Annotated in this window: 15 protein-coding genes; 7 read left to right on the top strand and 8 right to left on the bottom strand. The window is 31.9% G+C overall.

From position 1 onward, the window contains the following. Positions 1-48: 48 nt before the first annotated feature. The gene (gene rplS, locus AB2B44_RS00090; RefSeq protein WP_369047519.1) at positions 49-399 is read left to right on the top strand and encodes a 50S ribosomal protein L19; all 351 of its coding nucleotides are present in this window, start codon (positions 49-51) and stop codon (positions 397-399) included. 262 nt (positions 400-661) lie between these two features. Here rplS and AB2B44_RS00095 read toward each other — a convergent pair whose 3' ends face one another. The 3 genes from AB2B44_RS00095 to dnaB form a co-directional block, all read right to left on the bottom strand. After that, on the bottom strand, positions 662-1,507 hold the full coding sequence (locus tag AB2B44_RS00095) for a transketolase (protein ID WP_369047520.1): 846 nt from the start codon (positions 1,505-1,507) through the stop codon (positions 662-664). 204 nt (positions 1,508-1,711) lie between these two features. Continuing rightward, the gene (locus tag AB2B44_RS00100) at positions 1,712-2,935 is read right to left on the bottom strand and encodes an asparagine synthetase B (RefSeq protein ID WP_369047521.1); all 1,224 of its coding nucleotides are present in this window, start codon (positions 2,933-2,935) and stop codon (positions 1,712-1,714) included. An 87-nt stretch (positions 2,936-3,022) separates the two neighbouring features. Beyond that, positions 3,023-4,528, bottom strand: a complete 1,506-nt coding sequence (dnaB, locus tag AB2B44_RS00105) for a replicative DNA helicase (RefSeq protein ID WP_369047522.1) — start codon at positions 4,526-4,528, stop codon at positions 3,023-3,025. Positions 4,529-4,690: 162 nt separating this feature from the next. On the opposite strand from dnaB, the gene AB2B44_RS00110 reads away from it, so the two are divergent. From AB2B44_RS00110 to pepT, 3 genes are read left to right on the top strand one after another with little or no spacing between them, the layout of a single operon-like run. Continuing rightward, on the top strand, positions 4,691-5,770 hold the full coding sequence (locus AB2B44_RS00110; protein WP_369047523.1) for a DUF3810 domain-containing protein: 1,080 nt from the start codon (positions 4,691-4,693) through the stop codon (positions 5,768-5,770). A gap of 3 nt (positions 5,771-5,773) precedes the next feature. Continuing rightward, a complete protein-coding gene (locus AB2B44_RS00115; RefSeq protein ID WP_369047524.1) occupies positions 5,774-6,328 on the top strand; it encodes a hypothetical protein in 555 nt (184 codons plus the stop codon). A 29-nt stretch (positions 6,329-6,357) separates the two neighbouring features. Continuing rightward, on the top strand, positions 6,358-7,587 hold the full coding sequence (gene pepT / locus AB2B44_RS00120) for a peptidase T (protein ID WP_369047525.1): 1,230 nt from the start codon (positions 6,358-6,360) through the stop codon (positions 7,585-7,587). A 72-nt stretch (positions 7,588-7,659) separates the two neighbouring features. Here pepT and bcp read toward each other — a convergent pair whose 3' ends face one another. Further along, positions 7,660-8,115: a thioredoxin-dependent thiol peroxidase gene (gene bcp, locus AB2B44_RS00125; protein WP_369047526.1), complete on the bottom strand. Its 456-nt coding sequence runs from the start codon at positions 8,113-8,115 to the stop codon at positions 7,660-7,662. An 82-nt stretch (positions 8,116-8,197) separates the two neighbouring features. Between bcp and nth the strand changes: the two genes are divergently transcribed. Both nth and AB2B44_RS00135 read left to right on the top strand, forming a co-directional pair. Beyond that, positions 8,198-8,857: an endonuclease III gene (gene nth / locus AB2B44_RS00130; RefSeq protein ID WP_369047527.1), complete on the top strand. Its 660-nt coding sequence runs from the start codon at positions 8,198-8,200 to the stop codon at positions 8,855-8,857. A gap of 12 nt (positions 8,858-8,869) precedes the next feature. Then, entirely contained in the window at positions 8,870-9,415 is a 546-nt protein-coding gene (locus tag AB2B44_RS00135; RefSeq protein WP_369047528.1) for an NUDIX domain-containing protein, read from the top strand. Positions 9,416-9,485: 70 nt separating this feature from the next. Here the strand turns inward: AB2B44_RS00135 and AB2B44_RS00140 are convergent, their stop codons facing one another. The 4 genes from AB2B44_RS00140 to AB2B44_RS00155 form a co-directional block, all read right to left on the bottom strand. Then, complete coding sequence (locus tag AB2B44_RS00140; protein WP_369047529.1) at positions 9,486-9,692, bottom strand: PLD nuclease N-terminal domain-containing protein; 207 nt, start codon at positions 9,690-9,692, stop codon at positions 9,486-9,488. Between the two features lie 63 nt (positions 9,693-9,755). Beyond that, a complete protein-coding gene (gene acs / locus AB2B44_RS00145) occupies positions 9,756-11,663 on the bottom strand; it encodes an acetate--CoA ligase (protein WP_369047530.1) in 1,908 nt (635 codons plus the stop codon). Positions 11,664-11,693: 30 nt separating this feature from the next. Beyond that, the gene (locus AB2B44_RS00150; RefSeq protein ID WP_369048505.1) at positions 11,694-12,050 is read right to left on the bottom strand and encodes a DUF779 domain-containing protein; all 357 of its coding nucleotides are present in this window, start codon (positions 12,048-12,050) and stop codon (positions 11,694-11,696) included. A gap of 82 nt (positions 12,051-12,132) precedes the next feature. Continuing rightward, complete coding sequence (locus AB2B44_RS00155) at positions 12,133-13,632, bottom strand: aldehyde dehydrogenase family protein (protein WP_369047531.1); 1,500 nt, start codon at positions 13,630-13,632, stop codon at positions 12,133-12,135. A gap of 174 nt (positions 13,633-13,806) precedes the next feature. On the opposite strand from AB2B44_RS00155, the gene AB2B44_RS00160 reads away from it, so the two are divergent. Continuing rightward, a complete protein-coding gene (locus AB2B44_RS00160) occupies positions 13,807-14,733 on the top strand; it encodes an AraC family transcriptional regulator N-terminal domain-containing protein (protein ID WP_369047532.1) in 927 nt (308 codons plus the stop codon). The last annotated feature ends 29 nt before the right edge of the window (positions 14,734-14,762 follow it).

A 14,762-nucleotide genomic window follows, 5' to 3' on the forward strand; every position in this document is an offset into this window, starting at 1 on the left:
CGAAAATCGTGTACGTTGCTTTTAGATAAACTTATAAAAAATATAAATATGGAATCTTTAATCCAATTTGTACAAAACGAATTTGTAGCTAAAAAAGAATTACCAAAATTTGCTGCAGGTGATACTATTACAGTATACTACGAAATTAAAGAAGGTAGCAAAACAAGAACTCAGTTTTTTAAAGGAGTTGTAATTCAAAAAAGAGGTGTTGGTGCAACCGAGACTTTTACTATTAGAAAAATGTCTGGAACTGTTGGGGTTGAGCGTATCTTCCCTGTAAACTTACCTTCTATTCAAAAAATTGAAATTAACAAAAGAGGTAAAGTACGTAGAGCTCGTATATTCTATTTTAGAGGTCTTACTGGTAAAAAAGCAAGAATTAAAGAAAAAAGAAATTAAACTAAAGTCGTAAATTATTTATTTCAATTTCTTACGACAAGTTTATTTTAGCCTTTACTAATAATGTAAATTAAAAACTTCCTAAACAAAAAATGTTTAGGAAGTTTTTTTTGGTTTAATAATGCTTAAATAAAATCTCGCCTTATATTCTCTTCTTTAAATTATACCACTTAATCTAAATTTGATATAAAAAAAATACCTAAAACAGCTTAAAAGCCATCTTAGGTATCTCTTAAAATATTTTGATTAGGATTTTACATTTTTAATAATCTCCTAACGTTTCTGGGTTTTGAGCTAAAGCTTCCGCTAACTGTTCGTCATTAGGAGCTTTACCATGCCACGCATGAGTATGCATCATAAAATCTACACCATTACCCATTTCAGTATATAATAAAATACAAATGGGTTTTCCTTTACCTGTTTTAGACTTAGCATCGGCTAAACCAGCTAAAATAGATTCAATATCATTACCTTTTTTAACTTCAACAATATCCCAACCAAAAGCTTCAAATTTAGCTCTTATGCTTCCCATGGCTAAAACATGATCGGTTGTTCCATCAATTTGTTTTCCATTTAAATCGACTGTTGCTATTAAATTATCAACTTTCTTGGCGGCAGCATACATAGCGGCCTCCCATATTTGTCCTTCTTGAAGCTCTCCATCGCCGTGTAACGAATATACTAATTTGTCGTCGTTATTTAATTTTTTTGTATTTGCTGCTCCAATTGCCACACTCATTCCTTGTCCTAACGAACCTGAAGCAATTCGAACACCAGGTAATCCTTCATGAGTAGTTGGATGCCCTTGTAAGCGAGAATTTAATTTTCTAAAAGTGGCTAATTCACTTACTGGAAAAAAACCACTACGTGCTAAAACACTATAAAAAACTGGAGAAATATGCCCATTTGATAAAAAGAATAAATCTTCGTTCTTTCCATCCATAGAAAAATTAGTAGAATACTCCATTACCTCTTGGTATAGGCAAGTAATAAATTCGGCGCAACCTAAAGAGCCTCCGGGATGACCCGAATTTACATCGTGCACCATACGTAAAATATCTCTACGAACTTGTTGTGTAAAATCTTGTAACTGTTGTGTTGTTGGCATGTTTTAAATTTTATGCTGACAAAAATACAAAAGTGATTGGATTTTACCATTGTTACTTTACAGTATTTATTGCCCGAATTATTAACATCGAAAAGATTTTAATAAAACCTTGTTTCTTTTTTATAAAAATTATTTTTTTTACCGCCATAAACACATCTAGTATAGCTCTAAAAAACATAAGATGTGTTTTTCAATAAACTATTTCTATGTTTTTTGCTTTTTCTTTTTAGCTGCAGGAAACAACACATTATTTAAAATTAAGCGATACCCTGGTGAATTGGGGTGTAAATCTAATTCGGTTTTAGGGTCACCCACCCGATGTTGATAATCTTCAGGATCATGCCCTCCGTAAAAAGTAAACATACCTTTACCTATAGTACCATGAATATAACGCGCCTCTCCATTAGCTTTATTTTCGCCCATTATTAAAACGGTTGATTTTATGGTATGTCTGTCAAATGAAGTAGTTTGTCCCATAAATCCCTTTACCAATCGGGTATGGTCTTGGGTTAACATGGTGGGTACTTGATCCCATTTTGCAGAAAATTCTAACAACGAAAAATAATCAGACGTTTTAGGTATATTACGTTTACGAGTCATATCGATAGTCGAAAATTCATATACCGTAGGGTCTTTAATCAATTCAAAATTTTTAAAAGCAAATGTTTTAGTAAAATCTATTTTTGATTGGTAATTGGGTTCTGAAGGGTCTCCATCAAACATCGATTCGCAAATATCAACACCTGCGGCAGCAAGTGCAATATCAAAACTATCCGTAGCCGAACACATTGCAAACATAAAACCACCACCAATTACGTAATCTTTGATTTTTAATGCTACATCTCTTTTTTCTTCAGATACTTTTGCATATCCTAATTTTGCAGCTAGTTTTTCAGCATCTTTTTTTTGTTGAATGTACCATGGTTCTGTTCGGTAAGCACTATAAAATCGACCGTACTGACCCGTAAAATCTTCGTGATGTAAGTGTAACCAGTCGTACAAAACCAATTTATCATTCAACACTTCTTCATCATACACCACATCGAACGGAATTTCGGCATAGGTTAATACCATAGTTACTGCATCATCCCATGGCATTTTATCTTTTGGAGAGTATACCGCTATTTTTGGTGCTTTTTCTAAAGTTACCGCTTCTTGATTTTTAGAAGGCGACGAAATTTCTTCTAATATTAAAACTGATTTAGCATCAGAGATTACCCGATGCGAAACACCCCTAATAACACATTCTTTTTCTACTATTTCATTATTTTCAATTAAAAATGCCCCGCCGTCGTAATTAAGAAGCCATTTTGCTTTCAATCCTTTTTGAAGTGCAAAATACACTATACCATACGCTTTTAAATGATTTTTTTGATTATCAGCACTCATAGGTATGTATATAAAAGATGCACAAAGTAAATTTGACATAAACAAAAATATGACTACTAATAAGAGTTTTTTCACGCAAACAAATTTTTAAGTATACACTTACTATTTTAAATCAATTCATTAATTTTAAAAAGGCAAACCATTTTCATCTTCATTATCAAAAGCATCTTTAGGGTCAACACGTTGGTTTGGTAAAATATCGTTATTCATTTTAGATTGATATTCACTACTAAAACTTTCTTCTAAATCAGAAAACTTAGCTAAGTGTCCTGTAAATTTTAAACGAATATTTTCTAAGCCTCCATTACGGTGTTTCGCTACAATAAACTCTGCTTGTGCTTCACAAGGAGTATGGTCGTCGTCGTCCCACTCGGTCATTCCGTAATATTCTGGTCTAAAAATAAACGAAACAATATCGGCATCTTGCTCAATAGCTCCTGATTCACGTAAGTCGGATAGTAAAGGTCGTTTACTACCTCCACGTGTTTCTACTGCACGTGATAACTGCGACAAAGCAATTACTGGAATATTTAACTCTTTACCTAGCGCCTTTAAATTACGAGAAATAGTAGAAATTTCTTGCTCACGATTTCCACCAGCACCTCCAGCAGTCATTAGCTGTAAATAATCTATAACTATAATTTTTACCCCATGTTGCGATACCAAACGACGAGCTTTAGCTCGTAAATCAAAAATAGAAAGCGCTGGTGTATCATCAATAAAAATAGGGGCATCAGATAAATGCTTTACTTTAGTATTTAACTGTTGCCACTCGTCTGGGCGTAAATTTCCTTTTCGTAATTTTTCTGATGTTAACCCTGTTTCAGACGAAATCATACGGGTAATTAACTGAACAGACGACATTTCTAATGAAAATAAAGCTACTGGAATATTAAAATCAATTGCCATATTTTTGGCCATTGAAATTACAAAAGCTGTTTTACCCATACCTGGTCGTGCTGCTATAATAACCAAATCTGAAGGCTGCCAACCCGAAGTTAAAGCGTCTAATTTGGTAAAACCTGTAGCCAAACCACTCATGCCTTCTTTATTAGAAATTTCTTGAATTTTTACCAAGGCTTGTCTAACCAAATCGCTAGCTTTTTCTGAACTTTTCTTTAAATTTCCTTGGGTAACTTCAAATAATTTAGCTTCGGCATCATCTAATAAATCAAAAACATCAATGGTTTCATCATACGAATTTTCTATAATTTCACTTGAAATAGAAATTAATTTTCGCTGAATATATTTTTGTAATATAATTCGAGAGTGAAACTCAATATGAGCCGAAGAAGCTACTTTTTGAGTAAGCTCAATAATATAAAAATCACCACCTATAGTATCTAAATTGCCATCTTTTCTTAGTTGATTTGATACCGATAACAAGTCAATAGGCTCCGAATTTTGAAATAATGAGTATATCGCTGTATATATTAATTGGTGTCGTTTATCGTAAAAAGCTTCTGAATGTAATATATCTATTACATCATCAATACCCTTTTTATCTATCATCATAGCCCCTAACACCGCTTGCTCTAAGTCAAGAGCCTGAGGGGGTATTTTTCCTTTTTCTAAACTAATTATTCTTGTTTTGTCTATTTTTTTACCTGTAAACGGTGTTGCTTTTTCCATAAAACAAAAGTAATTTTTTAGGTTTAATTGTTACTTAAATATATAATTTTTATTTGTACACATAACATGTAAATAACCTTGTTTTTTTAATGTTATTAACATGTTAATAAGTGGCTAACTTTTATTTTTTTGTATTTTTGCGCTTATTTTAAGGTTATCACTTTGAAAAATAAAAAAAAGTACCTTTTACTAACCGTTTTATTACCTGTACAAATTTTATTAGTGCAATTATTAAGCCAATATCCTCAGGTTGTTGAACAATATTATTCAAACGGAATCTATCTTTATATTTCTTCATTTTTTCGTCAATTATTGGGCTGGATTCCTTTTTCAATTGGAGATGTTTTAGTTATCTTTTTAGGTATCTACTTTTTGTACACCTGCTATAATTTATTAAAAAATAAGTTTAAAAATATCGGGAAAAAAGTATTAGCTTTTACTGCGTTTCTTTCAATACTTTACGGCTGTTTTTATATGTTTTGGGGACTAAATTATTTTAGAGAACCATTAGCTAAAAATTTAGGTTTTAACCAAAATCAATACACTACTAACGAATTAGAAACTACTACTCTAAACATAATAACAACATTAAATCGTTTACATATACAAATTACCAAAAACGACACCCTTAAAGTAGTCGTACCATATACTCAAAAAGAAATGTATACTATGGCTTTAGAAGGCTATCAAGAAATTGCAAAAACCTACCCTCAACTATCTTATAAACACGCCTCTATAAAAAGTTCATTGATTAGCTTAATACAAAGCTATAATGGAACTTCTGGATATTTAAACCCTTTAACAGGCGAAGCTCAAGTAAATGCTATGATTCCTAAAACAAGCTACCCATTAACTACCTGTCACGAAATGGCTCATCAAATTGGGTTTGCTGCCGAAAACGAAGCCAATTTTATAGGTTTTTTAGCTGCCGCTGCTAACAACAACCTTTATTTTAAATACTCAGCATATCGGTTTGCATTTATTAAATGTTATATCGAAATAAAAAAACGAAACCCTAAAATAGCAAAAGAAATATGGCATTTAATTAGCCCTGGTATTTTAAGCGATTTTAAAGCTAACAATACGTTTTGGGAGCAATTTAAAAATCCTATTGAGCCTTATTTAAAAAAAGGGTATAACTCGTACTTAAAAGCCAACAAACAAGCTAAAGGAATTGCTTCTTACGACTATGTTGTTGACTTATTAATTGCTTATTTTAATACAAATCAACCCAACTTATAAGTTTTGAAATTCTTTTATCTTTTTATCGGCTTTTGTATTTTACTAATTAGTTGTAATTCTTCTGATTTAGAAAAAGAATTTCCCTGTAAAAACAGTTCTTCATATACTCATTTAGAAACCACTAACGATATTCAAAATTTATTTAGTATTTCGTTACCAAAACATTGGAAAACAAATTTATACTACGACAATACACAAACCTCTATATTTAGTGCCGACACCACTACTAGTCTTACTAAAACAACATTAATAGATGTTACCCTACTGTATTCTCCAATAACTTTTAACGAGCAATTTAAACAAAAAATAACTCGCGAAAACATATCAGAACAGTTATCCTTTATTAAATCTAAAACACTTATTTTTTTAAACAAACCCTCTTATTTCACCTTTTCTAAAGGTAAAAAGAAAAAATACACTTATCATATTTTAACCATCTATTCTAAAGTAAACTCTGAAAATTTTTTACAAACTAAAATTGAAGTGTACGGAGACTCTTTAATTAACGAACGTTTTTGTAAAGCTATTAAACTAATAGAAAAAATAGCTTTGAAATAATTACTTTTACCCTATAAAAAACAACCACAATGAACCCACAACACATTATAAACCGATTTGTAAAATATGTAACTATTGATACCGAATCTGACCCTAACAACCCTGCTTTTCCTAGTACTGAAAAACAATGGAATCTTGCTCGTTTATTAGAACAAGAATTAATAGAAATTGGTATGCAAAATGTTGAATTAGACCAAAACTGTTACCTAATGGCCACGTTACCTAGTAATGTAGACCACCCAACTCCTACTATCGGTTTTGTTGCACATTTAGATACCAGCCCTGATTTTACAGGAACAAATGTACAGCCTCAAATTCATGAAAATTATGACGGAAAAGATATTGTTTTAAATAAAAAAGAAAACATTATTCTTTCACCAGATTACTTTAAAGATTTACTTCAATATAAAGGGCAAACGCTTATTACTACAGATGGCACAACCCTTTTAGGAGCCGATGACAAAGCAGGTGTTACTGAAATTGTTTCTGCAATGGAATACTTATTGCAACATCCTGAAATCAAACACGGTACAATTAAAATTTGCTTTACCCCTGATGAAGAAGTTGGCAAAGGAGCTGAACTATTTGATGTTAAAAAATTTGGAGCTGACTGGGCATACACCATGGATGGTAGCCAAATTGGCGAATTAGAATATGAAAATTTTAATGCAGCTAAAGCAAAAGTTACTATTAACGGAAAAATAGTTCACCCAGGCTATGCAAAAGGTAAAATGATTAATTCTACACTAATTGCTAACCAATTTATTACAGCTTTACCCAGTACTGACGTGCCTGAAAAAACCTCAGGATATGAAGGTTTTTTTCATTTACACCATATATCTGGTAATGTAGAGCAAACCGTTTTACAATACATTATTAGAGACCACGATAAAAACTTATTTGAGCAACGCAAAGAATTAATACGCAATATCGCTGACAATATCAATAAAGAAATAGGTAAAAACTTAATTGAAATTGATATTAAAGATCAGTATTATAACATGAAAGAAAAAATAACTCCTGTTATGCACATTGTTACTGTTGCTGAAGAGGTAATGAAAGATTTAAACATTACCCCAATTATTAAACCTATTCGAGGAGGTACTGATGGGTCGCAGCTTTCTTACAAAGGGCTACCTTGTCCTAATATTTTTGCAGGCGGACATAATTTTCACGGTCGGTACGAATATGTACCTGTAGAAAGCATGATTAAAGCCACTGAAGTTATTATAGGTATTGCCCAAAAAGTGGCGCAGTAACTTAATTAACAACTACAAAACAGCTTCTTTGTAAACTTACAGTGTGTTTTACAAAGAAGCTATTTAAGTTATCTATTCGTTTAAAATCTGTGCAGCGTGATCTTTAGTTTTTACTTTTTCAATAATGTTTTCAATATTACCTTTTTCATCAATTATAAAAGTAGTTCTATTAATTCCTTCATATTCACGCCCCATAAATTTTTTAGGTCCCCAAACTCCAAAAGCATTAATAACAGATTTATCTTCATCTGCCAATAACGGAAACGGTAATTTATTTTTATCTATAAAATTTTGTTGGCGTTTAGCAGAGTCGGCACTTACCCCTAACACCTTATATCCTTTAGCTAAAAACGCATTATAATTATCACGCAAATTGCAAGCCTCTGCTGTACATCCTGGTGTACTAGCTTTAGGATAAAAAAACAAAACCAATTTTTTTCCTTTATAATCCGAAAGTTTTATCGTATTTCCCTTCTCGTCTTTAGCTTCAAAATTGGGAGCCTTATCTCCTACTTTTAATTTTATCATGGTTTTTTAATTTAATATTTGTGGTTTAAAAGTACAAATAAGTTAGTAACTTTGACATAAACACCTTATTTATATCTTTAATATGACAAAAAAAGAAAAAGTACAGTTTGTTATAAATACTTTAAAAAAATTATACCCCAACCCTCCTATTCCTTTAAACCACAAAGACCCTTACACCTTATTAATAGCAGTACTTTTATCTGCTCAAAGTACTGATGCTCGGGTAAACATTATTACTCCAAAATTATTTAAAAAAGCAGATAACCCATTTGATATGGTAAAGCTTTCTGTTGATGAAATTCGTGAAATTATTAAACCTGTTGGATTATCACCAATGAAATCGAAAGGAATTTATGGTTTGTCAAAAATATTAATTGAAAAATACGATGGTAAGGTTCCTGCAGATATGCAAGCTCTAGAATTGCTACCTGCCGTAGGACATAAAACAGCTAGTGTAGTTATGAGTCAAGCTTTTAATGTTCCTGCTTTTCCGGTTGACACCCATATTCACCGATTATTATATCGTTGGAATTTATCGAACGGTAAAAACGTTGCACAAACCGAAAAAGATGCAAAACGACTATTTCCTATAGATTTATGGAATACTTTGCACCTACAAATTATTTATTATGGTCGCGAATACTCACCTGCTCGTGGTTGGGATCTTGAAAAAGATAGTATTACAAAAACCATTGGTAGAAAATCAGTTATTGATGCTTATTACAAAAATTTAAAAAAATAGACCTGATTTATTATGGATGAATGGATTGACATTTTAACTTCTGACGGAGAACCTACCGGAAAAATCGCTTTAAAATCTGAAGCCCATAAAAACGGTTGGTACCACTCAACAACTCATGTATGGCTATATACTGATGATAAAAAGGTGTTGTTACAAAAAAGAGCATCTGTAAAAAAAGTATTTCCAAACCTTTGGGATGTTTCTGTTGCTGGACACATTGGGGCTGGTGAAAATATTATTGATGCTGCAATTCGTGAAGTAAAAGAAGAAATAGGAATTACCATTACCAAAAACCAACTCACAAAAATTGGTTTAAGAAAAGACGAAATTATCCATTCAAACGGAATACTCGATAACGAGCACAAACATATTTTTATATGTAAATTGCTCGTACCTATTTCTAAACTTACCAAACAAATTAACGAAGTAGATGATCTACAACTTTTTGACTTAGAAATATTAACCGATTCTACAAAACACGGCTCCTTTATGGTACCTAACTATAAAAATTATTACGATTTTATTTATAACCAACTAACAAAAATTACTTTGCAGTAGCTTAGAAAAACTACGCTAACAACCAAGTGTAACCCTCCTGTTCTTGTTTTAAGAGTACAAATTATACTTTTTAAATTTTATTTATTTTCTGTTTTCTGCCAATTAAGAAATATAAAATTGCACCAAAAAAATTAAGAAATAACACCGTCAACAACCATACAATTTTATCATTATCTTCAAATTTGCTCTTTAAAATATCTACAAGGGCAAGAATTGTTGGTAAAATTCCAAGAAGTATGATTAATAGAAAAGGCCCAATTAGTCCTAAATAAATCATCTTATATTTTGTTTTTAATTATTTTGTTCTATTTTTTAGTATTAAAAAAACTAAAGCACTCGATTACAACTTATCCTTAATAATATTTTCTACTACTTCTGGGTCTAACAAGGTTGATACATCTCCTAAATTAGAAAGCTCATTTGAAGCTATTTTACGTAAAATACGTCGCATAATTTTACCTGACCGTGTTTTTGGTAAACCTTGGGTAAATTGTATTTTATCTAGTTTAGCAATAGGCCCTATTTTATCAGAAATTATTTGATTAATTTCTTTACGTAAATTATCATGATTTCTACTTTCGCCTATATCTTTTAACGTAATATAACCATATAAAGCACTTCCTTTAATATCATGTGGAAAACCAACAATAGCACTTTCTGCAACCGCAGGGTGCTCATTTATAGCATCTTCTATTGGCGCTGTACCTAAATTATGACCAGACACAATAATTACATCATCTACTCTACCTGTAATTCTATAATAGCCAACCTCATCGCGCAATGCTCCATCACCCGTAAAATACATATTCTTAAAAGTTGAAAAATAAGTATCTTTATAACGTTGGTGATTACCCCAAATTGTTCTAGCTATACTAGGCCATGGAAATTTTATACATAAGCGTCCTTCAGTCTGATTACCTTTTAGCTCGTCTCCATTTTCATCCATCAAACAAGGTTGTATACCTATAAATGGTAAAGTAGCGTAAGTAGGCTTAGTTGGTGTTACATACGGAATAGGGGTAATCATCATGCCTCCTGTTTCAGTTTGCCACCAAGAGTCTATAATAGGGCTCTTTCCTTTTCCTACATTATCGTTATACCAGTGCCAAGCTTCTTCATTAATAGGTTCACCCACACTACCCAATACTTTTAACGAAGATAAATCGTATTTATCTACCAACTCAACACCTTGTTTAGCCAATGCTCTAATCGCAGTAGGTGCGGTATAAAACTGATTTACTTTGTGTTTTTCTACAATTTGCCAAAAACGTCCAAAATCTGGATAACTAGGTACTCCTTCGTACATAACCGTTGTTGCCCCATTTGCTAAAGGGCCATACACAATATAACTGTGCCCTGTAATCCAACCTATATCTGCAGTACACCAATAAACATCTTCTTCTTTATATTGAAAAGCATTTTTAAAAGTATATGCGGTATATACCATATACCCCGCAATTGTGTGTACCATACCTTTAGGCATACCTGTAGAACCCGAAGTATATAAAATAAATAACGGATCTTCAGCGTCCATAACCGTTGCTTTACATTGATCAGAAGCTGCATCTAACAATGGCTGTAGCCATTTATCACGCCCTTCTTTCATGGTAATATCAGAATTAATTCTTTTAGCAACTAATACCGTTTTTACGGTAGGACAGTTTTGTAAGGCTTCATCTACAATTCCTTTTAAATCAATAGTTTTGGCTCCTCGATAAGAGCCATCTGCAGTAATTACCATTTTACAATCGGCATCATTAATTCTAGTAGCTAAAGCAGTAGAAGAAAATCCTGCAAAAACAACTGAATGAATAGCGCCAATTCTAGCACAAGCTAATAATGAAATTGCCAATTCAGGAATCATTGGCACATAAATACACACACGATCTCCTTTTTCTATACCTTGCTCTTTTAATACATTAGCAAATTGGTTTACTCGGTGGTGTAGTTGTTTATAAGTAATATGCTCAGCGGGCTCTTCTGGATTGTTAGGCTCAAATAAAATAGCTGTTTTATCTCCTCTAGTAGCCAAATGCCTATCGATACAATTTTCGGTAATATTTAACTTAGCCCCTTCAAACCATTTAATTTCAGGTTTAGAAAAATCCCAATGTAACACAGCGTTCCATTTTTTTCGCCATAAAAAATGTTCTTCAGCAACTTCTTCCCAAAATTGTTCAGGGTTTCTAATCGATTTTCTATAAACTTGATAATATTCTTCTAAATGTTTGATGTGGTAATTACTCATAATAATTATTAAATAGTAGTTAGTAGATTGTTAGTTAAAAAATTTATTTTCTTGTTCTGTAAAAAGCCTTGACTGAATAATAAAGCGAACGCCTAAAGGTATTTCAAGAGAAAAACTACTTCCTCTACCTTCGGTAACATCAACTGTTAAGTGGGTGTGTTTCCAATATTCGAATTGATCTTTATTCATATAAAAATTAACCCCTTCTATTTCGCCTAAAAGTATATCGCTTTCATCGAGATACATGTCTTCTTTTTCAAAAATCATAGGCGCAGAACCATCACAACACCCTCCGCTTTGATGAAATATTAACGCTCCATGTTTTTTCTTTAGTATCGCTACTATTTCTTTGGCTTTTTCGGTAATGGCTACTCGGCTAAATTGCATTGTAATAAAACTAAAAAATACGCGCAGTTGATTATAATACTTCAAAACTGCGCGCATAAAATTAAACTTTTTGTGCTATTTTTTAAAAAAAACCTAACTTATTTTTATCGTAAGATATTAACATGTTTTTAGTTTGTCTGTAATGATTCATCATCATTAAATGAGTTTCTCTACCAAAACCAGATTTTTTATATCCACCAAAAGGCGCATGTGCTGGATATGCATGATAACAATTTACCCATACGCGTCCTGCTTTTATAGCTCTAGGAATTTGATAAAGTTGGTGAGCATCACGTGTCCAAACTCCTGCCCCTAATCCATATAAAGTATCATTAGCAATTTCTAATGCTTCTGCCCCATCTTTAAATTTAGTTACACAGACCACAGGCCCAAAAATTTCTTCTTGAAAGACTCGCATTTTATTATTCCCTTCTAAAATGGTTGGTTTTATATAAAACCCGTTAGCCAAGTTACCCCCTAACTTATTGGCTTCTCCACCACAAAGTACTTTAGCCCCTTCTTCTTTACCTATTTTTAAATACGATTGAATTTTTTCGTATTGATCATTAGAAGCCTGCGCCCCTACCATTGTATTTACATCATAGGGATTATCTTGAATTATAGCATTTGTTCGAGCTACCACACGCTCTATAAACTTATCATAAATATCTTCTTGTACAAGTAACCTTGATGGGCAAGTACAAACTTCTCCCTGATTAAAAGCGAACAATACAGCCCCTTCTATGGCTTTATCTAAAAATTCGTCATCTGCATCCATTACAGAATTAAAAAATATGTTAGGAGACTTACCTCCTAACTCCATCGTTACTGGATTTAAATTTTTAGAAGCATATTGCATAATTAATTGCCCTGTAGTGGTTTCACCAGTAAAAGCAACTTTGTCTATTTTAGAGCTAGAGGCCAATGGTTTTCCTGCCTCAGGCCCAAAGCCATGTACTACATTTATAACCCCTGGAGGAAACACCTCGGCAATTTTTTCCATTAATAACGTAGCTGTTGAAGGGGTTTGCTCTGCTGGTTTTAACACAACACAATTTCCTGTAGCTAATGCAGGAGGTAATTTCCAAGACAACATTAGTAACGGAAAATTCCACGGAATAATTTGCCCAACAACCCCTAAAGGTTCTTTTATGTTCATCGATAAAGTGTTGGCATCTAATTCTGTAGCGCTTCCTTCTTCAGCACGTATACACGAGGCAAAATATCGCCAATGATCTATAGACAAAGGAATATCTGCATTTAAAGTTTCGCGAATAGGTTTTCCGTTATCGCAGGTTTCTACTAGTGCAAATTCTTCTAAATTTTCTTGAATAATATCCGCTACTTTATTTAATAAGGTAGCTCTTTCGGTAACAGAGGTGTTTCCCCAAGATTCTTTTGCTGCATTAGCAGCATCAACTGCTAATTCAATATCTTCTTTTTGAGAACGCGGATATTTAGCAATTAAACTATTGTCTATTGGCGATGTATTGTCAAAATACTCTCCTCCAACAGGAGGCACAAATTGTCCATTAATAAAATTGTAATATTTTTCTTTAAATGTTGGTTTTGAATAACTCATAAACTATAATTTTAAATTAATAAATATTAACTTTTGTAAGTTAAAAATTACTTATAAAGCAATCTTAACAAAGATATTTTATCGTATACTTAATAAATTGAACATATTTATTATAATCTTGAACATATCTATTATTTTAACATTTTAAAAACACTTTTTTTTGTATTATTGTACATGAACTCTTTGTTAAAGCAGCATAAACACAATAGAAAACTCACCACTTTAGTAGAAAACAAAACAACCTACAATGTGGAATATGCTGAATTAAATGTGTTTGAAACACATACAGCTGCTGAAAAAATATCGTTAATATTCGATTTTCCAGTAATTACCAGTATGCTTAGCGGAAAAAAAATAATGCATATTCAAGGCATGCCTTCTTTTGATTTTTATCCTGGAGAATCAGTAGTAATGCCTTCTAAAAAAGAAATGATTATTGATTTTCCAATAGCCACTCAAGACGCACCTACACAATGTTTGGCTTTAGGTATAGACCCCGAAAAAATTAATGAAATTATTGAAAAATTTAACAATAACGTAGCTATTGAAAACGAAAATAACAATTGGAAAATAGACAATTATGCTTCGCATTTAACAAACAATAGTGATGTTAATGATCTTATAAAACGTTTAACACGCACTTTTATACTTAACAATAAATCTAAAGATATTTTATTGGATTTAATGATTCAAGAATTAATTGTGCGATTACTACAAACCAAAGCAAAATCGCTAATTGTTAATGATTATAATAAAATTTTTAGCGATACTCGAATTGGCACAGTAATAAAATACATAAAAGAAAACCTTACTAATAAAGACATTACTGTAGATGTATTAGCTCAAAAAGCTTATATGAGTACCTCTCACTTTCATAAAAAATTTAAAAATACCTTAGGTATTTCTCCTATAGATTATATTAACGCCGAAAAAATTAAATTTTCTAAAAAGCTTATTAAAGAAAATAAACATTTGCGAATATCAGATATTGCGTTTAAATCTGGCTTTAACAATACCAGTTACTTTAATCGACAATTTAAAAAAATGGAGTTAATGACTCCCCATCAATTTATAAAATCAATTAATTCAGAACAATATTAAAAACAAGCATTGTTTACCATAACAATTCC

The organism is Tenacibaculum sp. UWU-22 (genome assembly GCF_041021355.1).
GTDB lineage: Bacteria > Bacteroidota > Bacteroidia > Flavobacteriales > Flavobacteriaceae > Polaribacter.